The organism is Leifsonia sp. TF02-11, assembly GCF_017565305.1.
Lineage (GTDB): Bacteria > Actinomycetota > Actinomycetes > Actinomycetales > Microbacteriaceae > Leifsonia.
This window is the reverse complement of sequence record NZ_JAGEKP010000003.1, coordinates 464,123-490,454: the sequence shown is the minus strand read 5'-3', so window position 1 is coordinate 490,454 and position 26,332 is coordinate 464,123. Positions and strand designations below refer to the sequence as shown.

23 protein-coding genes are annotated in these 26,332 nt (G+C 68.6%); 16 read left to right on the top strand and 7 right to left on the bottom strand.

Annotated elements, in window-relative coordinates; all coding sequences use genetic code 11:
• Positions 1-7: 7 nt before the first annotated feature.
• The gene (locus JNB50_RS04660) at positions 8-1,687 is read right to left on the bottom strand and encodes a SulP family inorganic anion transporter (protein ID WP_208038913.1); all 1,680 of its coding nucleotides are present in this window, start codon (positions 1,685-1,687) and stop codon (positions 8-10) included.
• Between the two features lie 168 nt (positions 1,688-1,855).
• On the opposite strand from JNB50_RS04660, the gene JNB50_RS04655 reads away from it, so the two are divergent.
• Complete coding sequence (locus JNB50_RS04655) at positions 1,856-2,074, top strand: hypothetical protein (RefSeq protein ID WP_208038912.1); 219 nt, start codon at positions 1,856-1,858, stop codon at positions 2,072-2,074.
• A 124-nt stretch (positions 2,075-2,198) separates the two neighbouring features.
• Positions 2,199-5,393, top strand: a complete 3,195-nt coding sequence (locus JNB50_RS04650; protein WP_208038911.1) for an InlB B-repeat-containing protein — start codon at positions 2,199-2,201, stop codon at positions 5,391-5,393.
• Between the two features lie 94 nt (positions 5,394-5,487).
• On the opposite strand, the gene JNB50_RS04645 is transcribed toward JNB50_RS04650, so the two are convergent.
• Genes JNB50_RS04645 through JNB50_RS04625 form a run of 5 tightly spaced genes read right to left on the bottom strand, consistent with a single transcriptional unit; the run spans position 5,488 to position 9,781 of the window.
• Positions 5,488-6,255 (bottom strand): SDR family oxidoreductase, encoded by a 768-nt coding sequence (locus JNB50_RS04645; RefSeq protein WP_208038910.1) that lies wholly within the window; start codon positions 6,253-6,255, stop codon positions 5,488-5,490.
• Between the two features lie 31 nt (positions 6,256-6,286).
• Positions 6,287-6,982, bottom strand: coding sequence for a triose-phosphate isomerase (locus JNB50_RS04640; RefSeq protein ID WP_208038909.1), 696 nt, complete (start codon positions 6,980-6,982; stop codon positions 6,287-6,289).
• 8 nt (positions 6,983-6,990) lie between these two features.
• Entirely contained in the window at positions 6,991-7,773 is a 783-nt protein-coding gene (locus JNB50_RS04635; protein WP_208038908.1) for a sugar phosphate isomerase/epimerase family protein, read from the bottom strand.
• Between the two features lie 56 nt (positions 7,774-7,829).
• The gene (locus JNB50_RS04630; RefSeq protein WP_208038907.1) at positions 7,830-9,281 is read right to left on the bottom strand and encodes an L-fuculokinase; all 1,452 of its coding nucleotides are present in this window, start codon (positions 9,279-9,281) and stop codon (positions 7,830-7,832) included.
• A 2-nt stretch (positions 9,282-9,283) separates the two neighbouring features.
• Positions 9,284-9,781 (bottom strand): YjbQ family protein, encoded by a 498-nt coding sequence (locus JNB50_RS04625; RefSeq protein ID WP_208038906.1) that lies wholly within the window; start codon positions 9,779-9,781, stop codon positions 9,284-9,286.
• Positions 9,782-9,920: 139 nt separating this feature from the next.
• Between JNB50_RS04625 and JNB50_RS04620 the strand changes: the two genes are divergently transcribed.
• The 12 genes from JNB50_RS04620 to JNB50_RS04565 all read left to right on the top strand — a co-directional run bounded on the left by JNB50_RS04620 (position 9,921) and on the right by JNB50_RS04565 (position 23,017).
• On the top strand, positions 9,921-10,808 hold the full coding sequence (locus JNB50_RS04620) for a LysR family transcriptional regulator (protein ID WP_208038905.1): 888 nt from the start codon (positions 9,921-9,923) through the stop codon (positions 10,806-10,808).
• 124 nt (positions 10,809-10,932) lie between these two features.
• On the top strand, positions 10,933-12,477 hold the full coding sequence (locus JNB50_RS04615) for an APC family permease (protein ID WP_208038904.1): 1,545 nt from the start codon (positions 10,933-10,935) through the stop codon (positions 12,475-12,477).
• A 50-nt stretch (positions 12,478-12,527) separates the two neighbouring features.
• Positions 12,528-13,145: a DUF1349 domain-containing protein gene (locus JNB50_RS04610; RefSeq protein WP_208038903.1), complete on the top strand. Its 618-nt coding sequence runs from the start codon at positions 12,528-12,530 to the stop codon at positions 13,143-13,145.
• 108 nt (positions 13,146-13,253) lie between these two features.
• Positions 13,254-15,143 carry a DUF2207 domain-containing protein gene (locus tag JNB50_RS04605; RefSeq protein WP_208038902.1) on the top strand — a complete coding sequence of 630 codons (1,890 nt, stop codon included), beginning with the start codon at positions 13,254-13,256 and terminating at the stop codon, positions 15,141-15,143.
• Positions 15,144-15,200: 57 nt separating this feature from the next.
• Complete coding sequence (locus JNB50_RS04600; protein WP_208038901.1) at positions 15,201-16,040, top strand: HAD-IIB family hydrolase; 840 nt, start codon at positions 15,201-15,203, stop codon at positions 16,038-16,040.
• Positions 16,041-16,110: 70 nt separating this feature from the next.
• Complete coding sequence (locus JNB50_RS04595) at positions 16,111-17,331, top strand: ROK family transcriptional regulator (RefSeq protein ID WP_208038900.1); 1,221 nt, start codon at positions 16,111-16,113, stop codon at positions 17,329-17,331.
• Positions 17,332-17,476: 145 nt separating this feature from the next.
• Positions 17,477-18,412, top strand: a complete 936-nt coding sequence (locus tag JNB50_RS04590; RefSeq protein WP_208038899.1) for a BadF/BadG/BcrA/BcrD ATPase family protein — start codon at positions 17,477-17,479, stop codon at positions 18,410-18,412.
• Positions 18,409-19,710: an extracellular solute-binding protein gene (locus tag JNB50_RS04585; RefSeq protein ID WP_208038898.1), complete on the top strand. Its 1,302-nt coding sequence runs from the start codon at positions 18,409-18,411 to the stop codon at positions 19,708-19,710. Before JNB50_RS04590 ends, JNB50_RS04585 begins: the two co-directional genes overlap by 4 nt.
• Positions 19,707-20,663: a carbohydrate ABC transporter permease gene (locus JNB50_RS04580; protein ID WP_208038897.1), complete on the top strand. Its 957-nt coding sequence runs from the start codon at positions 19,707-19,709 to the stop codon at positions 20,661-20,663. Before JNB50_RS04585 ends, JNB50_RS04580 begins: the two co-directional genes overlap by 4 nt.
• A complete protein-coding gene (locus JNB50_RS04575) occupies positions 20,660-21,508 on the top strand; it encodes a carbohydrate ABC transporter permease (protein WP_208038896.1) in 849 nt (282 codons plus the stop codon). The genes JNB50_RS04580 and JNB50_RS04575 overlap by 4 nt, the downstream gene beginning before the upstream one ends.
• 37 nt (positions 21,509-21,545) lie before the next feature.
• On the top strand, positions 21,546-22,583 hold the full coding sequence (locus JNB50_RS04570) for an SIS domain-containing protein (RefSeq protein ID WP_208038895.1): 1,038 nt from the start codon (positions 21,546-21,548) through the stop codon (positions 22,581-22,583).
• Positions 22,584-22,639: 56 nt separating this feature from the next.
• Positions 22,640-23,017: a hypothetical protein gene (locus tag JNB50_RS04565; RefSeq protein ID WP_208038894.1), complete on the top strand. Its 378-nt coding sequence runs from the start codon at positions 22,640-22,642 to the stop codon at positions 23,015-23,017.
• A gap of 107 nt (positions 23,018-23,124) precedes the next feature.
• Here JNB50_RS04565 and JNB50_RS04560 read toward each other — a convergent pair whose 3' ends face one another.
• On the bottom strand, positions 23,125-23,505 hold the full coding sequence (locus JNB50_RS04560; RefSeq protein ID WP_208038893.1) for a hypothetical protein: 381 nt from the start codon (positions 23,503-23,505) through the stop codon (positions 23,125-23,127).
• A 352-nt stretch (positions 23,506-23,857) separates the two neighbouring features.
• Here JNB50_RS04560 and JNB50_RS04555 point away from each other — a divergent pair, with 352 nt between their 5' ends.
• The gene (locus JNB50_RS04555) at positions 23,858-25,339 is read left to right on the top strand and encodes a glyceraldehyde-3-phosphate dehydrogenase (protein ID WP_208038892.1); all 1,482 of its coding nucleotides are present in this window, start codon (positions 23,858-23,860) and stop codon (positions 25,337-25,339) included.
• A gap of 99 nt (positions 25,340-25,438) precedes the next feature.
• Positions 25,439-26,269 (top strand): aldo/keto reductase, encoded by an 831-nt coding sequence (locus JNB50_RS04550; protein WP_208038891.1) that lies wholly within the window; start codon positions 25,439-25,441, stop codon positions 26,267-26,269.
• Positions 26,270-26,332: the final 63 nt, after the last annotated feature.

Here is a 26,332-nt window from a genome sequence, read left to right as displayed (position 1 = left end):
GCCCCTTCTAACCCGCTCGCGGGGTGGTGTCGGTGCGCAACGCGGCGATCGCGGAACGGTTGGTGTCGAAGACGGTGAACCCGGATGCGATCTCCAAGCGGGCCAGCCGGTCGCGTATGCCGGGTCGGACGCGGCTGAGCGACAGGTCGGCGCCGCGGGCGGTGAGGAAGTCCTGGACTGCCTGCCAGGACTCCGCGCCGGTCACGTCGATGTCGGTGACAGCCTCCATGTCGAGGACGACGTGTGAGGCCTCAGTCGTCTCGACCGCGTGCTCGACAGCTTGCTGGAACACGGTGCTGTTGGCGAAGAACAGCGGTGCGGCCAGACGGATGACGACCACGCCGGGCGCGGTGAGGGTGCCGGGATCGGCTTCGTCGAGGAGCGAGTGGGCGGGGTCGCCGTCGACGGCGAGGGTGTCGATGGGCGGGTTCGCCGCGCGGCGGGTGACGTTGACCACGGCGAGGACGAATGCGATGACGATTCCGGCGATCGGGCCGATGAGCAGCGCCCCGAGGAAGCAGGCGGCGCCGATCGCGAACTCGAACTTGTCCAGTCGCCACAGCCGGATGAAGTCCGGGATGCCGAGCAGCGGGAAGACAGCCACGGCGACGATCGCGCCGATCGCCGGCGATGGGATGTCTTCCAGCAGGGCGGTGCCGAAGATCAGCAGCGCGAGCGTCCCGACCGCGGTCACGAGTGTCGGCAGCTGGGTGCGGGAGCCGGCTTGGTCCATTGCCGCGGTGCGGGAGGTGGAAGTTCCGAGGAAGAACCCGCCGGTGATCCCGGCGCCGAGGTTGCCGACACCGAAGGCGAAGAGGTCACGGTTCGGGCTCGTTGGGTAGTGCCGACGCTCACCATACGAGCGGGAGACCAGCAGTCCCTCACCCATAGTGACCAGGGTGAGAGCGATCGCGGAGGGGATGACGGCCAACCACTGCGACCAGTCGATGACCGGCCACGTGAATGTCGGCGGGCCGGCCTGCACCTTCCCGAGTACTGACACTCCGGCGGCCGGTGCGTCGGTGAGGACCACGATGATCGTCCCGACCACGAGCACCACAAGCGCCCACGGAACGGCCGCCGCGATTCGTCGTCCCAGCAGGAGGACGAGCAAGGCGCCGGCAGCGATCAGCACGGACCAGCCATTCGCCTTCGGCAGCCCCGTTACGAGACCGACGACCTTGCCGAGGAAATCACCGCCGGAGTCGATCTTCACGCCCAGCATCTTCGCCACCTGCGAAACGAGGATGTCCAGCGCGAGGCCGCCGACGAAGCCGACGAGGATCGGCTTGGAGAGGAAGTTCGCCAAGAACCCCAGCTTGAGGAACGCGCACGCCAGGAACAGCACCCCACCGATCAGCGCCTGCGCCAGCGTCAACGCGATGTAGTTGCCATGACTCACCGCGAGGCCGGCGATCGAGGACGCGACAAGGGCCGCAGCAGCGGCATCCGGGGAGGCGACCAGCTGCCGCGACGACACAGTCAGGGCGTAGAGAACTGCGGGGACGACCAGCGCGTAGAGTCCGGCCGTCGGCGGCAGCCCGGCGATCTGCGCGTACCCGATGTTCAGCGGGATCGCGATCGCGAGCAAGGTGACGCCCGCCAACAACTCACGGACGACGTTGTGACCGGTGAGCCCGGGGAGAAGCCGGAAGGAGCGACTCTCACGGGTGCTCGTCCCTGACACGGGCACCTCCTCACCTTGCCCGACGCGGCAATGCGCCAGACGTTACTTGCAGCCGGGCCACATCGTCTAGGGGCACCCGAACGCACTTCCCGCTGGACCATCGGATGTGATTCCCTGTCGGTGATTCGGCCCCGCGACGGCGGCCGGCCCAGCGGGGAGGAGCTACACGTGACCGAAGCGAGCGATGTCACCGAGAACGCGAACGCGCGACTGCTGCACGAACTGCCGTTCGACGACCGACAGGACTTCGATGACGCCCAGCGTGGCTTCATCGCAACCGTCGACGAGTTCGACGATGTGCTTCCCAACGGCCTGCCTGTGTGGAACCTCTCGAAGTTCGCCTTCCTGGACAGTTCCGACGCGCCTGGCACCGTGGTCGAACCCTAGGAGGTCGCGGCAACGGCGAAACCCTGGCGGGGCGCGAATTGGGTCAGAGGGACAGGCCTGGCCGTGTGCCCCCCGAATGGTGCACACTGGGTCGATCTGCTGCGTGGACGGAGGGGCGCGTCGCATGAGGATGTCGGGGGCAGTAGTCGGTGCGGTCGCGACCGGTGTGCTCATTGGCCTGCTCGCCCCGGCACTCGTCGATGGTCCGGTCATCGCCGCCCCCGCCGTCAGTTCCGCGCCCACGGGAAGTGCGACGACCCCGGGTGTGTGGAACGTCCACACCGTCACATTCCGTTCGCTCGGCCGCACCGTCGCGAGCGTGCAGGTCGTCGATGGCGGCCACGCACCGCGGCAACCGGCTCCTCCCGCGGCCGATGGCGTCTTCAACGGTTGGGTGACCGACGCGGGCGGCTCGGTCGTGCCCTTCGACTTCCTGACGACCGTGGTCACGTCCGACCTGGTCGTCGACGCGCGCTTCACCGACACCCACGTCGTGCAGTTCCTCGCAGGGCCGTCCGGCACCGACGCGCAGCACGTCATCGACGCCGACGAGGTTGCAGACGGCGCGCCCATCGGAGACATCGCCCCCGATGTGTCGCACGTACCCGCGGGACAGGTGTTCACCGGCGACTGGTATCGGCAGGGCGACGCGTCGCGGACGCCGTACGACTTCTCGTCGCCGGTCACGGCGAATCTGCGGCTCATCCCGGTCTTCGCGGCCGGTTTCGCCGTCTCCTATGTGACGGACGGGACCGCGGTCGAGCCGTCGTTCGTCCTCGAACCGAACACCGAATTCACGGCGGCCGATCTCGCGGCCGTCCCGCCGCCGACCCGCCCCGGCTACACGTTCACACAGTGGTGGGCGGACGAAGCGCGCACCCAGCCGATCGCCTTCCCGATCACGGCCACGACGACCCTCTACGCCGGATGGAGCGGGGACAGCGTCGACTACCACGTCAGCTACTGGCTGGAGAAGGCGAACGTGGTGCCCGCCGCCTATCCCGCGCCGGTGTTCACCCCAGCCGGTGGAACGCCGCCCAGCTGGGGAGCGGCCGACGGCGCCCTGAGCCCTGCGCAGCTGGCGGACCCGGCCACCTACGACTTCCTCGACGACATCACCTCCACCGCCGTCGCGGGGGCGACCGTGAGTGGACCGGCGACCAAGGCCGATGTCCCCGCCTCCATCCAGGGTCTCGTGCGCGCTCAACTCGACCCCTCGAACGTGCAGCCGGACCCGATGGCGTTCGCCGACTTGGCCGTCAGCCAGCAGAACATCACAGTGAAGGGCGACGGCTCCACCGTCGTGAACGTATACCTGACCCGGGCGCTGTGGCGGGCGGACTTCACGCTGATCAGCCCCGGCGGCACCGTCAACACCTCGACCCCCTGCGTTCGCACGACAAGCTACGACGTCACCATGGCCGTCGGGGGCACGACCTATTACCAGTCGACGCAACCCGGCGGCGGCCAGCTTCTCGGCACGTTCTCGGTGCGGGAGAAGATCGGCTTCGACATGCAGGCCGCCAATGTCGCCCCCGTGCCGCTCTCTCAAACGGACGGGTCCGGTGTGATCACCGCCTTCGACGCTGGCACCCAGAACCAGAGTTGCGTCCTGCGCGGCTGGGGTCCGCAACAGGTCACACCGGACGTCTTCAACGCCACCTACACCGGCGCGTACGCGGACACGTCATCGGTGAACCTCCCGGCCCGCACGACACGACTGACCGGCGCAATGGCGGCGAGCAGAACACAGAACCAGACGCAGCGGTTCATCTACACCGAGACCGTGGACCAGACGGCGCCGGCGCCGGATCCGGTGATCGGGCCGGACGGCACCCCCAACAACCCTCTGCACGTCGCGACCCTGTACAACAACAACAAGACCACCGTCCGCGCGGACATCCCCGCCGGGCACCAGATCTTCTCCCAGTACCGAACGGCCTGGTACTGGGCCACGACCGGCGACCGGCAGGTCGCCGGTCCCATCGAAGGTTTCACCTCCTACGTCGGGTACGGCACCGGCGCGAACACCGTCGGCAACTACTTCCAACTCGATGCGCCGACGAACCGGCTGTATCAGCTGAACAACTCCGGCAACACCAACGACAAGTACCGCTACCAGTTCTACAGCCGCAACATTTACACGCTGACGTTCGTGACAGGAGGCGGCACCGCCATCCCACCCGTCGCGGACATCCCCTACCAAGGCTCGCTCGAACAGCTCCAGCCGGCCGACCCCACACGGGGCAGCGACGTCTTCCAGGGCTGGTACACCGACTCGGACTTCAACGTGCCGTTCACCTTCGCCGGCGCGACGATGCCGCCGAGCAACCTCGTCCTGTACGCCAAATGGCTGAACGACCCGCACACCGTGCAGTTCTACGACCACCCATCCGCGCCCGATCCGATCGCCGGCCTCACCCAAATCGTCGAGGACCAGGGCACGGCGACCGAACCTGCCCCGCTGCCACCGCAACCGGACGGCCAGACCTTCGTCGGCTGGTTCCAGCGCACAGCAGAGGGCTTCTTCGTCCCCTACGACTTCGACACCCCGGTCGGCGGCGACCTGAGCCTGTACGCCCGCTGGCAGCAGCCGGCCGCCGCGCCGTTCCCGATGCTCTACTTCGGCGACAGGAACACGTCGGGGGCCGTCCCGAGCGACCCGTATCGCTACGACGCCGGCTCCAGTGCGATCGTCGCCGACGGCTCGTCGCTGCGGCGCGACGACGAGGTCTTCGTCGGCTGGCGTCTGGCTTCCGGCGTCGTAGCTATGCGCATCATCACCGTCCCCGCGCCGGGCGACGGCCTCTATCAGGCCGGCCAGACGGTCCGCTTCGGCGCGGGGGGTGTGACGTTGACCGCCGCCTATGCGAACCCCGATCCGCAGTTCACCGTGACGTTCCGCGAGAATGCCGGGCTCTCGCGCTCGACGGCGTGGGACGGGCCGCCTGGCGCCTCGATCACCTATCCGGACGCCGCAGACCTGCTCTTCACCGGGCCCGGTTCCGCCTTCCTCGGCTGGTCGACCTCGCCGTCCGCGACGGCTCCCGACCCCGCGTACGACCGACTGGTGGTCTCGACCCTCACCGCCGACCTCACGCTCTACGCCGTCTGGGCGCCGGCTCCTGCGCCGGCACCGTCACCACCGGCGACGCCCGCAGGGAGCCTCTCCGACACCGGAAGCGACCCGACCGGCGGCCTACTGCTAGCCGCCGCCCTCCTGACAGCGGGTTTGGCCGCAGCTTTGATCCGCCGCCTGGGCGCCACTGGCCACGAGAACCATTCCCGTCGTCACAAGTCGACTCCTGTGCCCAACTAGCTTGAGAAAGCCCAACTAGCTCAAGACGTGACACCGATTGTCACTTCTTGAGCTGGTTGGGCTCTCTGGCCTTCGATTCGCCGTGCACGCTCTCTCAGATCGCGGTGTAGCCGCCATCGATCACGATCTGCTGCCCCGTGAGATAGCTCGAGGCGTTCGACGCCAGGAACGTCACCAGGCCGGTCAGGTCCTGCGGCGTCGCCATGCGGCCCTGAGGGATGCGGGAGACCCAGTCCGCTTCGAGTTCCGGCTCGCGGTCGAGGATCTGCTGCGTCAGGTCGGTCAGAACATAGCCGGGGGCGATCGAGTTGACCCTGATGTCCGACGCAGCCCATTCGACGGCGAGCGACGTTGCGAGATGCGCGACGGCAGCCTTCGACGAGTTGTACGACGCGGCCCACTGCGGGACGTTGACGATCTCACCCGACATCGACGAGATCAGGATCGCGCTGCCGGGGAGATCGGAAGCGAGGAGACCGCGTCCGAACGCCTGCGCCGAGAAGAACGTGCCGGTCAGGTTGACGTCGATCACCTTCCGCCAGGCCGCAGCGGGGACGTCGATCGAATCGCCGTTGATCTCGATTCCGGCTGCGGTGAGGAGCACCTGCGGGACGCTCAAACGATCGGCGATCGTCTCGAAGGCCGCGTTCGTCGCGTCCTGGTCGGTGACGTCCAAGCGCTGTCCGTGCGTGCGGACTCCGTAGTCGTCAGAGATCTTCCTGGCCGACTCCTCGACCGTGTCGAGTAGGTCCAGGAGCGCGATGTCGGCGCCTTCCGCGGCGAGCGACCGGGCGACGGCGTAGCCGATCCCGCGTGCTCCACCCGTGATGACGGCGGTCTTGCCGGAGAGGTTCGTGTCCATGTGTGATTCCTTCGTTGGTTATCGGTTGTGATCAGAGACGGGCGTTCGAGCGGGCGTCGTCCCAGCCCGCGCGGGCCGCCGCGATGAAATGCACCGCCGCGACGAGCGGATCCTGGGCCGTGAGGACACCGCTGGTCGAGCCGGTACCGTCGGCGCCGGCCGCCATGATTCCCCGGGCGACGATCGGAGAGGAGACGCCTCCGGCGTGCATCGCGAGGACGTGTGCGTCGACGCGGTGCATCTCCTCGGTGAGCGGCCGAACCCAGTCGCGTTCGGCTCCGCCGATCGTCCCGATGAGATCCGGCGGCTCGATGAGCACGGCCGACGGCGCCAGAGCGGTGAAGGCCAATGCGGCGCTCTCAGTTCCCGCGCACACGATTGTTTCCAGCCCGGTCTCATGCGCGCGATCGACGGTCGCGGCCAATGTCGCGGCGTCCAACGGGTCGGCATCGTGATTGAGCATCACGCCGACCGCGCCCGCGTCGAGTAGGCCCTCTGCGGTGACCCGGCCGAATGACGCGCCGAGCCGATCCGGGTCCATGCTCTGGCCGAAAACGAGGACGCCGGTGTCGAGTTCGGCGATCGGTGCGACCATCACGTTCGGGACGGTGATCACGACCGCGACGCCGAGCTCCCTGCCGGCTTCTCCGGCCGCCCGGGCCAACTCTTCCAGCTCCGGGCGACGCAGGAGGTTCTTCGGCCCGATCTCGAAGAAGGGCGCGGTCAATAAGGCACTCATCGGTCAAGGAGCTTCCGCAGCCGGCCGGCGGTGGCGGGGAGACTCACCGCCGGGTCGCCCTCGGTGGAGCACTCGAGGTTCAGGTAGCCGCTGTAGCCGACATCATGCAACGCGTCGAACACCGCCGACCAGTCGAGATGACCGTGACCGGGGAGCAGCCGATTGCTGTCGCCCAGATGCACGTGGACGATGCGATCCGCTGCTTCCCGCAGCGATCGGGCAGGATCGGCTTCCTCGATCGACATGTGGAAGAGGTCGGGCAGCAGGCCCGCGTTCGGATGGGCGACCTCCTCGATGATGCGCAGGTTGTCCTCCACCCGGTTCAGGTAGCGGCTCTCGTAGCGGTTGATCGGTTCGAGGAGGACACGCGCTTCGCTGCCCTCCACCCGACCGAGCATCTCGCGGTAGAAGGTCACGAAGGCGTCGTGCTGGGCGGAACTCAGCTGCTGGAACGGGTCGAAGAGGGGCAGTGGGTTTTGCGCGCCGTATTCGAACTCGATCTCGGTGACGGCACCGAGATCGGCGCAGACCTCGGCGGTCTCGCGGTACATTGCCCGACACCGCGCTTGCAGCTCCGGGTCGGCGGACATGGCGTTCCCGTACACGTCGTCCACCAGGACGAACTCGACAGGGCGGATACCTGTCCGGGCCTCGAGCGCGAACAGCTCGTCGCGCGCGGCGGCGCCCCACGTCTCGAGCGGCTGGAAGACCGCGATGGCGTCATAGCCCCAGCCCCTGAGCAGGTCGGCCTTGGCCGTCAACGTCTCACCAGGGACCATCGGGGATGAGCAGCACAACTTCATCGTTCGTTTCTCTACTTTCTCGTCGTTCGCGATCAGGGCTCGAACAGTCGGCGCAGGTAGTCACCGAAGCGCGCGTAGCGTTCGTCGCGTCGTGCGTCCCGGGACGGCGTGTACCGAAGGGGCGGCGATACCTCGATTCCGGCGTCCCGAAAATCACTCACCGCCCCCTCGGCAGCCAGTGCGAGGACGGCCGCGCCACGGCAGGTGGCCTCCAGCTCATCGGGCACCACGACGTCCACGCCGCAGACGTCCGCCTTCAGCTGGTTCCAGAACGGGGACGCGGCGCCTCCCCCGGTGGAGACGATCTCTTGCGGTGTGTCGCCGTCGAAATACTCGACGTTGCGCCGCAGCAGGTGCGCGATCCCCTCCTCGACCGCATACGCCAGATCGACGCGGTCGTGACCGAGATCGAGATCCAGGAAGGCGCCCTTAGCGTGCGGGAAGTAGTCGGGCGGGTTGACCCCTGTCAGGTACGGCAGGAACATCGGCGGGTTCCGGTGGTCCCGAGATGCGAGCAGGCTCTCCAGCTCGGAGTAGGGCATCCCGCCGAGTCCCTGGACGCGGAACCAGTCGAGCGCCGCTCCGCCGCCGTCGACGCCGTTGAAGAGCACCGTGTCGCCTGGCCGGAGGCCTGCGTGGAAGGACACCTTGCGCGCGGGGTCGAATCGCCAGTCGCGCGCGAGCGCGGAGAGCGACAGGACTGTGCCGGCCGACTCGCTGACGCTGCCGTGGACATACGACCCGGTTCCGACCATCGCGCAGAAGTGGTCCAGGCCGCCGATGTTGACCCGGTAACGCACGGCCGACGGGAGGCTCTCGGCGACCTCATTCGAAACGGCGCCCAGCTCGGTCCCGGCTGCGACGACGCGCGGGAGGCTCTCGGCGGGCACCGCGCAGAAGTCGATCATCGCGTTCCAGTACGAGCCGTTCCTGACATCCCAAAGGTACGAGAACCCTCGGGTGGAGGCGTCACCGGCGAACGCACCGGTGAGCCGGTAGGCGATGTAGTCCTTGATCATCAGGACCGACCGCGTGGCGGCCAGCGTCTCCGGCTCGTGACGGCGCAGCCAGCGGAGTTTCGCCGCGGGCCAGGTCGCGGTGGGGAACGGCTCTCCCGTTACGGCGAAGGCCGCGTCGGCGCCGAAGCGCTCCTCTAGCTCGGAGGCCTCCGCGACAGCTCTGTCATCCAGCCAGGACAGCCCGGGGCGGATCGGTTCACCATTGCGATCCAGCAGCACCAACGACTCGGCCTGTCCCGTCAGGGCGATCACCGCGTCGTCGCGGCCGGCGGAATCGGCGGCGTCGGCACATCGGCCGATGAGCTCGATCAGAGTGTCGAAGAGCTGCGCCGGGTCGAACTCCACACGCACGCCCTCCCGCGCGTACACGGCGGGCGCGGAGGCTGTGGCCAGCCGCCGGAGCTCTCCGTCGTACAGCACGACCTTGAGGTTGGTCGTGCCGATATCGACTGCGTAGACGAGCATCGTCAGCCCGCGACGAGCTGGAAGTGGACCGTGCGCGTCCGAGCCCGCACCGAGTCGAGGTCACCGAAGTACACCCGGCCGAACTCGCCGAGCACGAGACGGCCGGCGACGATCGGGATGGTCTCCGAGCGCCCGAGGATGGACGAGATGATGTGGCCGTCCGTGTTCAGTCCCCATTCGGGCAGCTCGTCGCGCAGCTCGCCCGCGTTGCGGATGTGGATGGGGCCGGGGTGCAGGTACTGGCCCTCGTGACGCGCCGGCGGCGCGATCTTCGCGAAGACGTTGAGCGTGTCCTGGAGCAGTAGCTGGGTGCCGTAGTAGGTGGTGTCCTCCGACTCCTCCTGGAGGATCACGCAGCAGCTCGTGTGGGGCGAGTAGACCACGGCGATGCCGTCGCCCACACCCTCTGCGGCGACGAAGTCCTCCAGCTGCGCGGTGACGTCGAAGAACTCCTGTCGAGCGGGGGTCTCCACCGTGATCGATCGACTCTGACTGCGCATGCTTCTACCTGCTCTCGTTGGTGCAGCGACTAGAGCCTCAGTCTGCGATCGCGCGCCATCCCGGCGGAAACTGCTAGTTACAATGACCACATAACGGGGGCTTATCAATCGAAAGGGTGACGTGAGGTCCTTCCCGGACGTGAATCTGAGATCGCTTCGCTACTTCGAGGCCCTCGGAACCGAGTTGAACTACCGGCGCGCCGCGGAGAAGCTCTTCATCACGCAGCCGGCACTGTCCGCGGCCATCCAGAACCTGGAGCGCGTCATCGGCGACCGCCTGTTCGATCGTGACACCCGGTCCGTCTCGCTCACGGCGACCGGACGTGAGTGGCTGCCCCACGTGCGGTCGGCGCTCGCGGGTGTCGACGCAGCGCTCGAAGCCGTCGCGCTCCTGGTGGACTACGGTCATGTCCGGCTCGGCTACCTCATCGGAACCGGCGCGGACCTGCTGTTCCAATTGTTGGACGGCATCGAAACCGTCTTCCCCGACATCACGGTCGAGACCATCGAGTACGACTTCTCCGACCCCACCGCGGGACTGGCGTCGGGCGCCACCGACATCGCCCTGCTCCGCCCGCCGGTCGACGTGCCGGACATGCAGCTGGCGATCGTCGCCGAGGAGTCCTGGGTGGCGTGCCTTCCGCGGTCGCACCGCTTGGCCGGCCGGGAGGAGCTCCGGATCGAGGAGCTCCTCGACGAGCCGATCGTGGTGGCACCGAAGTCCGCAGGCAAATGGCGCGAGTACTGGTACGCCGCCGACGCCCGCGGAGGGAAGGAACCGCAGATCGCCGCCGAGGCCGCCACCTACGAGGCGGAGGCGACCCTGGTCTCGCGCGGGGTCGGGCTGAGCTTCACGACGTCGTCGATGGTGCGGCTCTACGACCGCCCCGGAATCCAGTTCGTCCCGATCATCGATCGTCCGGTCAGCTACACCGCGATCGCCTGGCGCCCTGAGCGCCTGACCACTCCGGCCCGTCGGTTGGTAGAGCACATGGTCAGCACGTCCCGGCCCGAGCCACGGGACTGATCGGCTCGGCTTATCACTCCATAACGGCTCCAACCTTCCACCGAACCCACATCCTCGCTTCACTTACTGGAACGAACCCGCGGATCGTTTCCCCCTCGGCCAGCAAAGAAGCTAGGAGTAGCTCATGGTCAATTCGACCACCCCCGAAGAAGAAGAATCGCTGACCCCGCCCGCTCGGGTGGTCGGTGAGGACGAGGACGCCCGCCTCGAAGAGTTCGGCTACAAGCAGAAGCTCGACCGGTCGGTCGGCAAGATCGCCTCGTTCGCGATCGGGTTCTCGACGATCAGCGCGACCACCGCGGTATTCACGGGTTTCGCCGCCGGGTACCTCAACGCCGGCTCCCCCTTCATCTGGACCCTGTTCCTCGCGATTCCGGTGTTCCTGCTGTGGACGCTGATCGCTGCCGACGTCGCCGCGAAGATCCCCCTCGCCGGATACGCCTACCAGTGGACGAGCCGTCTCAACGGATCGACCTTCGGCTGGTTCACCGGCTACGCAGCGCTCATCGGCTGGGTGAGCGGGATGACGAGCCTCGGCTACATCTTCGCCGGCTACCTCGGCAGCGTCTTCGGCTGGACCCTCACGCAGCCCCAGCAGATCTTCATCGCCATCGCCGTCGTCGCGGTCTGCGTGCTCATCAACGCCTACCGGGTCAGGTTGGCGACCTTCATCAACAACATCGGCGTCGGTCTCGAGATCGTCGTGACGGTGGGTGTCACGCTGACCATCGCGGTCCTCCTGATCATCGTGCCGGACAATGCGCAGCCGTTCTCGTCGCTCTTCATCGGCAAGAGCCCCGATCAGGCGACTCCGTACATCCTCGCCTGGCTTTCCGCGTCGCTCGGCCCGTTCTTCGGGCTCGTGGGCGTCGAAGCCGTCGCCGACGTGGCGGAGGAGACGAAGAACGCCCGACGGGTGATCCCCCGCACGATGTTCTACGCCTTTGCCGCCTCGTGCGTCATCGAGTTCCTGATGTACCTGGTCTACGTGCTGGCGATCAAGGACCCATCGGTTCTGGCCAACTCGCCCGCTCCGATCGAGGAGATCATCCAGCAGCAGCTCGGCCCGGTGTTCGCCCGGATCGTCGTCGCGATCGCCCTCACCAACATCCTGGTGTGCCTCCTCTCGAACGTCCTTGTCGGGACGCGGCTGCTCTACTCCCTGTCGCGGGACAACATGATGCCGTTCTCACGCGCACTGCGTCACGTCGCGCCCAAGCGGAAGACGCCGTCGACGGCGGTGATCACCCTCGGCGTTGTGTCGATACTCCTGCTGCTCTCCGCGCTCATCAGCGTGCAGGCGTTCAACTATTTCCTCGGGATCGCGACCCTGGCCTTCTTCACCACCTATGTGCTGCAGACGATCGGGCTCTTGGTCGCCACCCTGCGCCATCGCATCCCCGCAGCAGAGCCGGGGACGTTCGACCTCGGCCGCGCGCGGCTCCCGTTGCTGATCATCAGCCTGGTCGTCTTCCTAGCGGTGGAGTTCGCGCTCATCTTCCTGCCTGCCTTCGCCGGAAACGGGTACGTCTTCGGCGGTATCGTGGCCCTCGCGGCCCTGTGGTGGCTGTTCGCCCTCCGCCGCCGGCTGAAGACCGGGAACGCGGGACCGCATTTCGCCCGCAACCACCCCGACGAGGTCAGCCCGGCGACCTCCGAGATCGGCTAGAGGGACGGCAGATCGCCGGCGAGGGCCATCGTCAGGCGGAAGGACGATCGATGACACAGAGCACCACCCCGGCAACGCTCGTGCGAGACATTCCCTGGGATCAGGGCACGTGGCGCAATCCGCCCGCGTCCGTCACGGACACGCCCTCCGGAGGCCTTCGTGTCGAAGCCATCGAAGGCAGTGATGCGTGGCAGAAGACGTCGTACGGGTTCGAGCGGGACTCCGCACACGGCCTGCTCCGACGTTTCGATGTCGACACGGCCGTGGAAGTGGAGTTCGTGGCCGACATGTCGCAACAGTTCGATCAGGCCGGGGTGATCGTGCGCGTGGACGGAGACCACTGGGTCAAGGCCGGAACGGAATACGTGGACGGCGTCCTTCGCCTGTCGACCGTCGTCACGGATGCGTATTCAGACTGGTCCACGGCGCCGGTTCCCCGGTGGCAGGACAAGAAGGTCACGATTCGGGCGAGTTGGGCTTCCGGGGCGCTCTCTGTCCGCGCCAAGGCAGAAGACGAGGAGTTCGAACTCATCAGACTCGCGCCGTGGTCGCCTCACGGAGACGCTGTGGTCGTGGCAGGACCCTACCTCTGCGCGCCTGAACGCGCGGGGTTCGTCGCCGAGTTCACGACATGGAAGGTAGGGCCGCGCGACGCATCCCTGCACTAGCCGCGCCTCGGTGGGAGATGGTGCCAGGATGGTTGCGCGCTGCCGGGTGGTCCGGCAGCCGGCAGACACCGTCCGGTCGGGCGGAGGACGGCGGGAAACACAGTGGGAGTGCGTGGGCGCGGCTCGCGGCCGGGCCGGATCGGCCGGCTGCTCTCGATCGGTCTTGCGGTGGCCGTTTCGACCCTCGTCACGACCGGCGGCGCGGCGAGCGCGGCGAGCGCCCGCGCTGTTGCGGCGGATTCCCGCCCACAGCACGTCGCCCCCGCCGCCGCCCCCGCCGGCGTCGACGACTTCACCTTCGCGAGCTTCGACGGGGACTACCGTCTCGGCCGGGACGCGCAGGGGCACTCGACGCTCACCACCGTCGAGACCCTGGTCGCCCGCTTTCCCGAGACCGACCAGAACCACGGCATGCGGCGTTCGCTGGTCGAGGACTACCAGGGCCAGCCGACCGATCTGCAGGTCGTGTCGGTGACCGACCAGAACGGCACCCCGCGGCCGTACACCAGCGAGTCCTCCAACGGGATCCGCACGCTGACGATCGCCGCCAAGGACTTCGTGCACGGCGAGCAGACCTACGTCATCACCTACCGGCAGACAAACGTCACGCGGTTCTTCGCCGACACCGACAACGACGAGTTCTACTGGGACACCAACGGCACCGAGTGGGCGCAGCCGTTCGACCGCGTCACCGCCACCGTGCACCTCGGCGCCGGCCTGGAGTCGGCGCTCCAGGGCGAGGCGTCCGCCTACCGGGGCGCGCAGGGCTCGACCGACCCGGCGAACGTCGAGCGTACGGGCGACGGGTTCCGCTTCAGCGCGGACAAGCTCGGCGCGTACGAGAACCTCACGTTCGCGATCGGCTTCGCTCCCGGCACGTTCACCGCGCGGGCCGACGGGCTGTTCGACACCGGCTGGGGCTACGCGGCCGTCGCCGGCCTGCTGATCGGCCTGCTGACCCTGGTCGGCGCGATCGTCGTGCGTGTCCGCTTCCTGCGCGACGCTCCCGGGCGCGGAACGATCATCCCCGAGTACGTGCCTCCGCAGGAGGGGCTGCTCCTCGCGGCCGATGTGGCCGGCCTCACCAAGAAGGCGGTGCCTGCGCAGACGCTCGACCTCGCCGTCTCGGGGCGCGTGCGGGTGGTGGAGGCGGCCAAGGGCTTCTTCGGGCACCCGTCCTACGCGCTCGAACTCGTCTCGACCGAGGCGACCGGACGTCAGGCGCTCCGCGATCCGCACCCGACGGCCGACGAGCTCCGGTTCCTCCAGGCCCTGTTCGGGGAGTCGCTGACGCCAGGCAGCACGCTGCAGCTCGGTTCCTCCAACACCCGCGTCGCGCAGGGCATCACGGCCCTCATGAAGCGTGTGCACAAAGGCGCGACGGGGCTCGGCTACCGGACCGGCGGACCGCGCGGGCCGGTCAGCGCTGTGGTCGTGACGGCGCTGGCGGCGGCAGCGCTCGCCGTCATCGCCGCGGTGCTGTGCATCGTCGGCGTCTATGGAGGGGCGGTGCCGTTCGGGATCGCGGCCGGAGCGGTTGCGCTCTTCATCGCCAGTGCCGCCCTCGTGTCCCGGTCGCCGCTGACGAGCACGGGAACGGCGCTCCGCGAGTACGTGGACGGCCTGCGGATGTACGTGCACCTGGCCGAGGCCGACCGCATCCGCTACCTCCAATCGCCGCAGGGCGCGGAGCGGGTGTCCGTCGCCGTGGACGACCCTCGCGAGATGCTGAAGCTCACAGAGCGGCTGCTCCCCTGGGCGGTGCTGTTCGGCGACGAGAAGAAGTGGCTGGCCGAGCTCGGGAGGTTCTACGAGCAGGCGGGCGAGGCACCGACGTGGTACGCGGGCCAGACCGCGTTCAACGTCGCCGTGCTCTCCGAGATGGTCAGCGGGATCTCGTCAAGCACGACCATGACGAGCAGCTCGTCCTCCGGCGGCACCGGAGGCGACGGGTTCTCCGGCGGCGGGGGCGGCGGAGGAGGCGGCGGGGGCGTCTGAACGCCCAGCACGATCGCCGCTAGTGTGGAGAGGCCCAACCGGACGGGAGGTCTCGGCGTGAGCGGACTGCGCATCCTGGCGCTCGACATCGACGGCACCCTGATCGGCTCCGACAAGCGCATCCCGCGTTTCACCGCGGAGGAGATCCGCCGAGTGGTGGAGACGGACGGCATCCACCTCATCCTCGTCACCGCGCGCGGCCCGCAGTCGACCGCGCTGATCGAGGAGCAGCTCGGCGTCCCGGCGTCGTACGCCACCTTCGGCGGGGCGCTGGTCTGGGCGCGGGAGGCGGACGGCGGGTTCACGACGCTCTCCGAGACCCCTCTCGATCCGGCCGCGACGGCTCGGTTCGTCGAACTCGCCGCGGCGACCGACGTGCACATCGGCGTCTACACGCGCGACGACTGGTTCGTGAACCGGCTGGACTACTGGGGACTGCGGGAGGCCAGGAACACCTCCGTGTGGCCGAGCGCCGTCGGCACCGAGCGGGTGCGGGCCGACGCGGTCGCCGCCGACACCGTGTTCAAGCTGATGTTCCGCGGCGACGGTGCGGCACTGGACGCTCTCGAAGCGCCGCTGCGTGAGGTGGGAGCGGAGGCGTTCATCCACCGCGTGCCGCACGTCATCGAGATCAACTCCTCGCACGCGGTGAAGCTGCCGGCGGTCGCCGCGCTGACGAAGCATCTCGGTCGTGAGCTCAGCGAGGTCATCGCCTTCGGGGACAGCCTGTCCGACCTCGAGCTCCTCGAGAACGCCGGCGTCGGAGTCCTGATGGCGAACGCCTCGAAGGGTCTCGACGCGAGCGCGCGGATCGAGCGGACGCTGTCGAACGACGAGGACGGAATCGGCGTGATGCTGCGCAAGCACTTCCCGACGTCAGCGCCGTTCCGGTCATAGTCGGACTCCGCGCCCCGTTCCTTCCACACGGATAGTAAAGTTCTTCCGAGCTACGACGGAAGGTGTTCTGGTGGCACGACGCGCAGGGGGCACGGCGACGACGAGCACGCTCGCGCGGGTCAACCAGACGGCCATCATCGAAGCGCTCCGAGCGTCCGGGCCGCTGTCGCGGCAGCAGCTCGGCGCGATGACGGGGCTGGCCCCGGCGACCATCAACCGGCTCACCGCGACGCTCGTCGACGAGGGGCTCGTGGTCGCAGCCGGCCAGGAGCCGTCGCGCGGCGGCCGCCCCTCCGTCCTCCTGCGGTACGCGGGCAGCTCACGCCTGGTCGCCGCCATCCAGCTGCGTGCGGACGTCGTGACGGGGATCCTCGTGGACTTCGACGGCACCATCGTCTTCCGGCGCACGATCGAGCTCGGTCCCCGCGCGACCAAGGCGGCGCCGGAGGAGGAGCGGCTCGCCGACCAGCAGGCCCAGCTGGAACGGGTGTTCAGTCTGTTCGACGAGCTGATCTCCACAGCGGAGTCGCTCGGCACACCGTGTCTAGCCGCCGGCATCGCCGTGCCGGGCGTCGTGGAGCAGCCCGACGGCATCGTCGGCACGATGCCGGAGTTCGGCTGGACCGGCGTGCCGTTCGGCACGCTCCTGCGCGAGCGGACGACGGTCCCGATCGTGGTCGAGAACGACGCCAACGCCCTCGCGTTCGGCGAGCTGCACGCGGGCACGGGCAAAGGCCTCTCCAGCCTGGTCGCCATCTTCCTCGAGAACGGCCTCGGAGCCGGGATCATCACCAACGGGGAGCTGTACCGCGGCGCGCGGGCGGAGGCCGGCGAGATCGGCTACCTGCTGATGGAGCGCTCCTCGCTGGAGCGCTCGTACGACGAGCACGGCGACCTGGAGGACCGCATCGGGTCGCTCGCGCTCACCCGGCGCGCGCGCGAACGCGGGATGACCCTCCCGGCCTCGGGCACCATCACGGCGGAGGACGTGTTCGCGCTCGCGCGCACCGGCGACGGCGACGCCAGAGAGATGGCCGACGAGATCCTCGACATGGTCGCGATCGCCGTGGCCGCTCTGGTGATCGTGCTCGACCCCGAGCTGGTCGTCTTCGGCAGCAGCTTCGCCGGCGCCGACGCGACCGTGATCCCCGAGATCGAGCAGCGGCTCCGCGGCAGGATCATCCGGGTGCCGCGCGTCGCCGCGGCGACGCATCGCGACGACGGCGTGCTCCTGGGGATCGCCGAGCTGGCCGCTGCCGAGGTGAACGGGTTCGCGTACATCGACTTCTGACCGCTGCCCTTGACAGACGGCGGGTGGTGCTTCTAGTGTCATTCCAACTTCTTCTCACTCCGATCGGAAAGAAGTAACCCGACCGATCGGGAGAAGGTCCTGGCATCACGCCGGGTGTCTGGCAATGACGACAGAGGAGCGACGTGTGATCGTTGGGATCGACATCGGCGGCACGAAGACGCACGTCCGCGCAGAATCCACCGGCGTGACGCTCCTCGACCGCGCGGTTCCCACGGCCGAGTGGCAGGTCGACGGGCGGCTGGACTCCGCCGCGAGCGTCGAGCGCCTGCTGGCGCTCTTCGGCCACCTCCCCGGCGCCGAAGAGGCCGCACTGGCCGTCGGGGCGCACGGGCTCGACAGCGACGCGCAGGCCGAGGCCTTCCAGACGGCCCTCGCCGACGCCCGGCCCGGTCGCACCTGGACCGTCAACGACGTCGAGCTGCTCGGCCCGGCGGCCGGTTTCGACGAAGCCATCGCCGTGATCGCCGGCACGGGCTCCAAGATCGTCGGCAGGCGTGCCGACGGCTCTCCGGTCACCGCCGGAGGCTACGGCTACATCCTGAACGATCCGGGGAGTGCGCCGGCCCTCGTCCGCGACGCGGTGCGCTCGCTGTTCGACGCCGTCGACGAGCGGGAGACGCTCGACCAGCTCGCCCACGCGCTGTTCGCCCACTTCGACGTCGACGACATCGTCGGGCTGTCGAACGCGCTGACCGTCCATCCCCGCATCACCCGCTGGGGAGCTGCGGCACCGCTCGTCTTCGCCGCCGCCGACGCGGGCAGCCCGCGAGCGGCACAGGTCATCGACCAGGCGGCGGACGAGCTGGCCCGCAGCGTGGAGCTCGTCCACCGGCACGGAGCGGTCGGCGACCACGTCGTCTGCGCCGGCGGCGTCATCACCCACCAGCCACGCCTGCTTCGGGCCTTTCGCGAGCGCCTCCGCGCCCGCGGACTCGGACACGCCGTCCATCTGCTCGCCGCGCCCCCGGTCGAGGGCGCGCTCGCGATGGCCAGGCGACTCACGGAGGCGGCCGACGCTGTCCCCTTCGCACCAACAACACCATCACGGAGGAAGCCATGAGAATCACATCCCCTCGGCGACGTCGAACGCTCGCCGGCGTCGGGCTCGCGGCGGTGGCCGCGCTCGCCCTCAGCGCCTGCAGCGTGACGGGAGCCAGTTCCGGCGGCGGCAGCCAAGGAGACGGCACCGGAACGATCAACGCGCTCTTCATGAAGCAGGCGGGCTATTCCGAGTCCGACGTCGCTTCGATGATCAAGGACTTCGAGGCGAAGAACCCGAAGATCACCGTCAAGCCGACGTTCGTCGCCTACGAGGCGCTGCACGACAAGATCGTCACCTCGGCTCCGGCCGGCACGTACGACGTCGTGCACCTCGACGTGATCTGGCCGGCGGAGTTCGCCTCCAAGGGCATCATCACCGACGTGACGAAGAACTTCCCGGCGAGCTGGAAGTCGGAGATGCTCGGCGGCGCGCTCAGCAGCGCCGAATACCAGGGCAAGTACTACGGGGTGCCGTGGGGCCCCTCCACGAAGCTGTTCTTCTACAACAAGGACATGCTGGCCAAGGTCGGCGCCGGCCCCGACGACGTGAAGACGTGGGACGGCGTCCTGGCGGTCGCGAAGAAGCTCAAGGATGCCGGGATCGTGCAGTACCCGATCTCGTGGAGCTGGTCGCAGGCCGAGGCCCTCGTCTGCGACTACGCCGAACTGCTCGGCGCGTTCGGCGGCCAGTTCACCGACTCCAGCGGCAAGCTCGTCATCAACAAGGGCGCGGGAGTCCAGGCCCTGGAGTTCATGAAGAAGTCGATCGACGACGGCCTCACCGACCCGGCATCGACGACCTTCCTCGAGGACGACACCGACAAGTCCATGGCGGCGGGCAAGACCGCGATGGAGCTGAACTGGGAGTCCACCTTCCGCGACCAGAACGACCCCTCGATCTCGAAGGTCGTCGGCCAGGTCGCCGTCACCGTGCCGCCGGCCGGCCCGAACGGGGACAACCCCGGAGTGAACGGCTCGATGGCCCTCGCGATCGGCGCGAAGTCGAAGCACCAGGCGGCCGCGTGGAAGTTCATCGAGTACATGACTAGCGAGGCCGTGCAGGACAAGTACGTCACCAGCTCCATGACGAACTGGAAGTCCAGCTACACCAAGCCCGAGATCACCAAGACGAACCCCGAGGTGTTCGCCGCGGCGGGCAAGGCCTACGACTCGATGATCCTGCGCCCGCCGGTGGCGAACTACAACACCGTCTCGCAGGCCATCCAGGTCGAGCTGCAGAACGCGCTGCTCGGCAAGAAGAGCCCGCAGCAGGCCCTCGACGACGCGGTCGCGGCCGCCAACGCGGGCCAGAAGTGACCGGCGTGTCGGTCGCCGGAGTCGAGACGGAACGGCGCTCCCCCGTACGGGAGCGCCGCACCCGGCGCAGGCGCGACAACCAGGGGAGGCTGGCCTTCTGGCTGCTCCTGCCTGCCGCGATCGCCGTCTTCGGGGTGATCGTCTACCCGATCCTGCGAACCCTGCTGATCTCGTTCTTCGAGGTCAATTCGGCGCTGGCGACCGACACCCCGTTCGTCGGGCTGCAGAACTACATCGGCGTCCTCACCTCGTCGGGGTTCTGGGCGGCGATGGGCCGCACCCTCTACTTCACGATCGTGTCGACGGCGCTCGAGCTCGTCTTCGGGCTCATCGTTGCCGGGCTGCTGAACGCGAAGCTCCGGGCGCGCTGGCTGTTCCGCGCGATCGTCATCATCCCGTGGGCGATCCCGACGATCGTCAACGCCGCGATGTGGAAGGGCATCTTCAACGCGCAGTACGGCGCGCTCAACGCGGCCCTGACCCAGCTCGGGATCATCGACCAGTACCAGGCGTGGCTCGGCGACCCGACCACGGCGCTCAATGCGGTGATCATCGCCGACGTCTGGAAGACGACGCCGCTCGTGGCGTTCTTCCTGCTCGCCGGGCTGACCTCCATCCCGTCCGAGCTCTACGAGGCGGCGAAGGTCGACCGGGCGAGCTGGCCGCGGATCTTCCGGTCGATCGTCCTCCCGATGCTCGTGCCGTCGATCTCGGTGGTTCTCGTGCTGCGCACCGTCGAGGCCTTCAAGGTCTTCGACATCATCTACGCGATGACCCGCGGCGGCCCGGTCAACGGCACGCAGACCGTCGCGTACTACGCGTACACCACGGCCTTCTCTGACCAGAACTTCGGGGTGGGAGCCGCGCTGTCATACATCATCGTGCTCGTCATCCTCGCCCTGACGTTCTTCTACCTCCGCCTGCTGCGCCGATCCGAGATGAGCCTGCTGTGAGACACGCCAAACGCAACTCGATCCTGATCCACCTCGCGGCGATCGTCGTCTCCCTGGTGATCCTGCTGCCGTTCGGGTGGATGGTGCTCGCCAGCGTCACGCCGCAGCGCGTGCTCATCTCCACCCCGCTGCGGTGGATCCCCGACACGCTCGACTGGAGCCGGTACGAGCTCATCTTCCGGGGCGGTGCGGACAGCGTCGGCGCCACCTTCCGCGCGGCGCTCGCCAACACGACGATCGTCGCGGTCGGGACGGTCGGCATCTCGATGATCGTGGGCATCCTCGGCGCGTACGCGTTCGCGCGGCTGCGGTTCCGGTTCCGTCAGGCCGTGCTGATCCTGTTCCTCGCGACCTACATGCTCCCGCAGATCGCGCTGCTGATCCCGCTGTACCTCATCCTCAACTCGCTGGGGCTGCTCGACACCGTGACCGGCCTGATCATCGTCGACTGCTCGCTGGTCGTGCCGTTCGTGCTCTGGATCCTCAGCAACTACTTCCTGACCATCCCCGAAGAGCTGGAGGAGGCCGCGCGCATCGACGGCACCACCCGACTCGGTGCCCTGTTCCGAGTCATCCTGCCCGCGGCGCGGCCGGGCATCTTCGCCGCCCTGATGTTCGCGTTCCTGCTCGCCTGGGACGAGTTCATGTACGCGCTGATCTTCACGTCGTCGAACGCCGCGAAGACGCTCCCGGTCGCGATCAGCGAGTTCGCGGGACGCTACACCACCGACTTCGGGCTGGTCGCCGCCGGCGGCATCCTCGCCGCCCTCCCGCCGATCATCGTGGCGATGATCTTCCAGCGCTACGTCGTCAGCGGCATGGCCGCCGGCGCCGTCAAGGGCTGACCTCCCGAACCCGACCCTCTCATCGAGAAAGACGACCATGGAACCCACCGCATCCTTCATCGACGCCATGAACGCCCAGCCCGCCAACCTGCAGCTCGCCCTCGAGACCGTCGCGCGCGAGCTCGACGCCGCGGCGCTCCCCGGCTGGGGCGCGGACGAGAGCGTCGCCATCGTCGCGATGGGCGCCTCCCTCAACTCGGCGCACGTTCCGGTCGCCGCGCTCGCGGAGACCGGGCGGCCCGCCACCGCCGTGATCGCCTCGGATGTGGCGGACGGGCTGGCCGTCGTCCGCGCCGAGCACGCGATCATCGTGTCCGAGTCGGGCCGGAGCCCCGAGCCGCTCGCCGCCGCTGCCGTCCTCCCGCAGGGGTCGCGGATCGGCGTCACGAACTTCCCCGACCAGCCGATCCGGGAGGCGACCGACATCGTGCTCGGTCTCGGCGGCTTCCCGGACTCCCCGGTCTACACGAGCGGCTACACCGCGACGATCCTCGCCTACGCCCTGCTCCTCGACCGCGTCGGGGCGCTCGACGCCGGCGCGGAGGCCGCACGGCTCCCCGGCCGCGCCGCCGACGCCCTCCGCGACTACGCGTCGATCGCAGAGACGGTCGGCGGGGTGCTCGCGCAGGCGACGAGCATCGACGTCGTGGGGAGGGGCTCGTCGCTCGCCGCGGCCTCCGAGCTCTCGCTCATGGTGCGCGAGGGTCTGCGCACGCCGAGCAGCGCGTTCGAGACCTACCAGTACCTGCACGGCCCGATGGAGGTGCTGTCGAGCGACGATGTGCTCGTGCTGTTCGGCGACGGGCGCGAGACGACCATCCCGTCCTCCGTGCTCGATGCGGGGGTGCGCGTCGTGCTCGTCACTTCCGCGTCGGCCGAGGAGGTCCCGTCGTCGGGTCACCCCGGGCTCACGATCGTGACGGTGCCCGCCGGGCTCGGCCACTTCGAGCGCTCGGTCGTCGAGACGGTGATCGGCCAGCTGGCGATCGCGGCCGCGATCGGGCACAAGCCCTACCCGCTCGAGGAGTTCCTGTACCACCAGGACGACACGAAGCTGCCGGTGCGCGCGGTCTGAGCGTGTCTGACAATGGTGGGCACTAATGCGAGGTCGACTTCGACCAAGATGACAACGTGAGCTTCGACGTCTATCTACAGGACTTCTCGACTGTCCCCGCAGACCGCAGCGAGTCCGTTGGGCAGTGCATTTTGGCACCCTTGCTCGACGCACGCGGTGAGAATGTTGTGACTGCTGATGGCTCGGCAGCGGTGTACGGGGCAAGCGATGTGCCGTTGGACGGATTGATGTTCAACCACATTGATGGCGTTCTCGCCTGGGACGTGATCTTCGACGCCGCAGTCGCCGGCGATTGGGTGATCCTGCCAGTCGGGGGACCCGTCTGCACCATCAGGGAAGGACAGGCCGATACTGTGCCTGAGGAGCTCAAGGCTGATGGGCTGGTCCTCGTGCGCACGGGGACGGAATTGCGCAACGCCGCCACGGGCGCCTAGAGCGCCCTCGTCAAGCGTCGAGTCCAGGCGATGAGGGCGTTGAGGAGGTCTGCTCCGCGGTAAATGATCGCGTGTCGGTAGGCACACCCACCTTTGTCAGGCACGCCCTAGGCGCCGGTGCCCGCGCGCACGCCGGCACGCAGCCGGCCCCAGAGCGCGGCGACCCGCCCGCGCCGCGTCGACCAGGTGGTCGCGAGCGCATCGCCCACCTCGGCGGCCGGCTGCGTGCGGACGCGCACGGCGGCGAGGTCGTGGAGGTTGTTGCGCTGGGTGCCGTCCCAATTGGCGTAGAGGTAGGCGCCTCCCGTAGCGGAGATCGACCGCACGGGCACCCGGGAGTACGAGTCGGGTCCGGTGACGTAGCTGGCCTCGCCGCGGGCGATCTGCGACGACGCCGACTGGGCGTCGACGACGCCGTGCGGGGTGACGAGCGCGACGATCGCTCCCAGTTCGTTGCGGGCGACGACTTCGATCCTCAGGTCGAGCATGATCCCTCGAGAGTGGTGCGGCGACCGGGAGGTCGCGGGCGCGGGTCGGGTACGTGTTGCGGGGACCCGCGCCGGCGCCGTCGCGCCGAGACGTCGTCGCGAGGGCAGCAGCGACGACGTCCTACACCGATGTTAAGGACCGACGATTCAGCGGTCAAACAAGTGGAGGTTCTGGCATTCATCCGCACGAGGTGTGAATAGTCGTTCTTCCCACCCGCGCAAGAACCGGGATTCTTTCCACGTCGATTCCACGAATCTTGCGCCCACCGGCAAATAGGCTGCTCTCGCGACCATCCCCGCACCGCACCCCGCCGACGCGTTCACCGACGCAGAAGGATCCCGAGTACCGAGCGTGACCGCCTTCAACACCGACCACCCGCACGCCTTCGAGTCCCACCGCGCGGCGTGGGTCGCCCGGGAGGAGCGCGCCGAGCAGCTGATCCCGCTCATCGGTCGGCTCTACCGCGACCACGGAGTCGTCACCTCCATCCACGGCCATCGGCTCATCAACCTGTCGGCCACCGGCGTCATCTCGGTTCACGACCGCGCGCGCGAGCTGGGCCACGAGGAGCTCACGCTGGAGGAGACGGCGACGGTGCTCGCTGCGCTGCTCGCGATCGAACCCGAGCCGGCCTCCGTCGATGTCGCCCGACTCGCCATGTCGGTGCGCGGCCTCGAGGGCGACGCCGTCGCCGCGCGGCTGCGGGCGGAGATCGACGCGGCCCACCCGGCGTACGCCGCCGGCCCGACGGACGTCGTGCTCTACGGCTTCGGGCGCATCGGCCGGCTCCTCGCGCGCATCCTGATCACCCACGCGGGCAACGGCAACGGCCTCCGCCTGCGGGCGATCGTCGTGCGGCGCGGGTCGGACAACGACCTCCACAAGCGCGCGAGCCTCCTCGCGCGCGACTCGGTGCACGGGCCGTTCCCCGGCGCGGTCACGGTCGACACCGAGAACGACGTGCTCATCGCCAACGGCACCCGCATCCAGGTGATCTACTCCGACGACCCGGCGGGAATCGACTACGTCGGCTACGGGATCCGCGACGCGATCATCGTCGACAACACCGGAAGGTGGCGCGACGAAGCCGGACTCGCCCAGCACCTGAGCAGCCCCGGTGTGGCGCGCGTGCTGCTGACGGCGCCCGGCAAGACGCCGCTGAAGAACATCGTCCACGGCATCAACGACGACACCATCGCCGACGACGACCGCATCCTGTCCGCCGCCTCCTGCACCACCAACGCGATCACCCCGGTGCTGAAGGCCGTCGACGAGGCCTACGGGATCGTGCGCGGCCACGTCGAGACGGTCCACTCGTTCACGAACGACCAGAACCTCACCGACAACTTCCACAAGGGCGACCGCCGCGGCCGCTCCGCCGTGCTGAACATGGTGATCACCGAGACGGGCGCGGCGAAGGCCGTCGCCAAGGCGCTCCCGCAGCTCGCCGGAAAGCTCACGGGCTCCAGCATTCGCGTCCCCACCCCGGACGTCTCGCTCGCGATCCTCAACCTCACCCTGGAGTGGTCCGCGACCAAGGAGCAGGTCAACGACTACCTGCGCCGCGTCTCCCTGCACTCGCGCCTGCGCCAGCAGATCGACTACGTCGAGTCGCCGGAGGTCGTCTCCAGCGACTTCGTCGGCTCCCACCGCGCGGGCATCGTCGACGGCCTCGCGACCATCGCCGACGAGACCAACCTCGTGCTCTACGTCTGGTACGACAACGAGTACGGCTACTCGTGCCAGGTCGTGCGCGTGCTGGAGGCGATGGCGGGCACCCACCCGGCCGTCGTGCCGCCGCGCGTGGAGGTGCGGCTGGAGGTGGTGGGCTAGGGGGTCACGGGCGCACCGTCACTACGGGGCGTATCCGTGCTTCGGAGCAAGGTCTACCATGAGCGCCGGCCCGAAGTACCCCGGAGAAAAGGAGTCCCCATGCCGGCGCTGACCGACACCTTCACCCTCTCGAACGGCGTGACGATCCCGCAGATCGGGTTCGGAACCTGGCAGATCCCCGACGGACCGGCGACGTACGACTCCGTGCGGACGGCGCTCGACGCGGGATACCGCCACATCGACACCGCCCGGGCCTACGGCAACGAGGAGAGCGTCGGCCGGGCGGTGCGCGACAGCGGCGTCCCGCGCGAGGAGATCTTCATCACCACCAAGTGCCCGGCGGAGGTCAAGGACGCCGCCGGCGCGCGGCACGCGTTCGAGCGCTCGACCGCTCTGCTCGACCTCGGGCCCGTCGACCTCTACCTGATCCACGCGCCCTGGCCGTGGACCGCCATCGGCAGCGACCATCGCGCGGGCAACATCGAGGTCTGGAAGGTCTTCGGGGAGCTCTACGACGCCGACAAGACCCGCGCGATCGGCGTGAGCAACTTCGTCGTCGACGACCTGGAGGACCTCATCGCCGCGACGGACGTCGTGCCGCACGCCAACCAGATCCGCTGGTTCGTCGGCCACACCCAGCCGCAGACGACGGAGTTCTGCCGGCAGCACGACATCCGGGTGGAGGGCTACTCACCGCTCGCGACCGGCAAGCTCATCCGCAACAGCGACATCGCGGCGATCGCCGAGAAGTACGGCAAGACGGTCGCCCAGGTGAGCATCCGGTATCTGCTGTCGCGCGACATCCTGCCGCTGCCCAAGTCGACGACGCCGAGCCGCATCGTCGAGAACGCCGACGTCGACTTCGAGCTGACCGCGGAGGACCTGGCGGCCCTCGACGCGCTCGACACCGGCCACGCCGAGGGCCGCTAGCCCGGCCGCCCGCTCGCCCCCCTCGCCCCCTCGCCCTCTCGCCCTCTGCCGAGGGGCACGTCG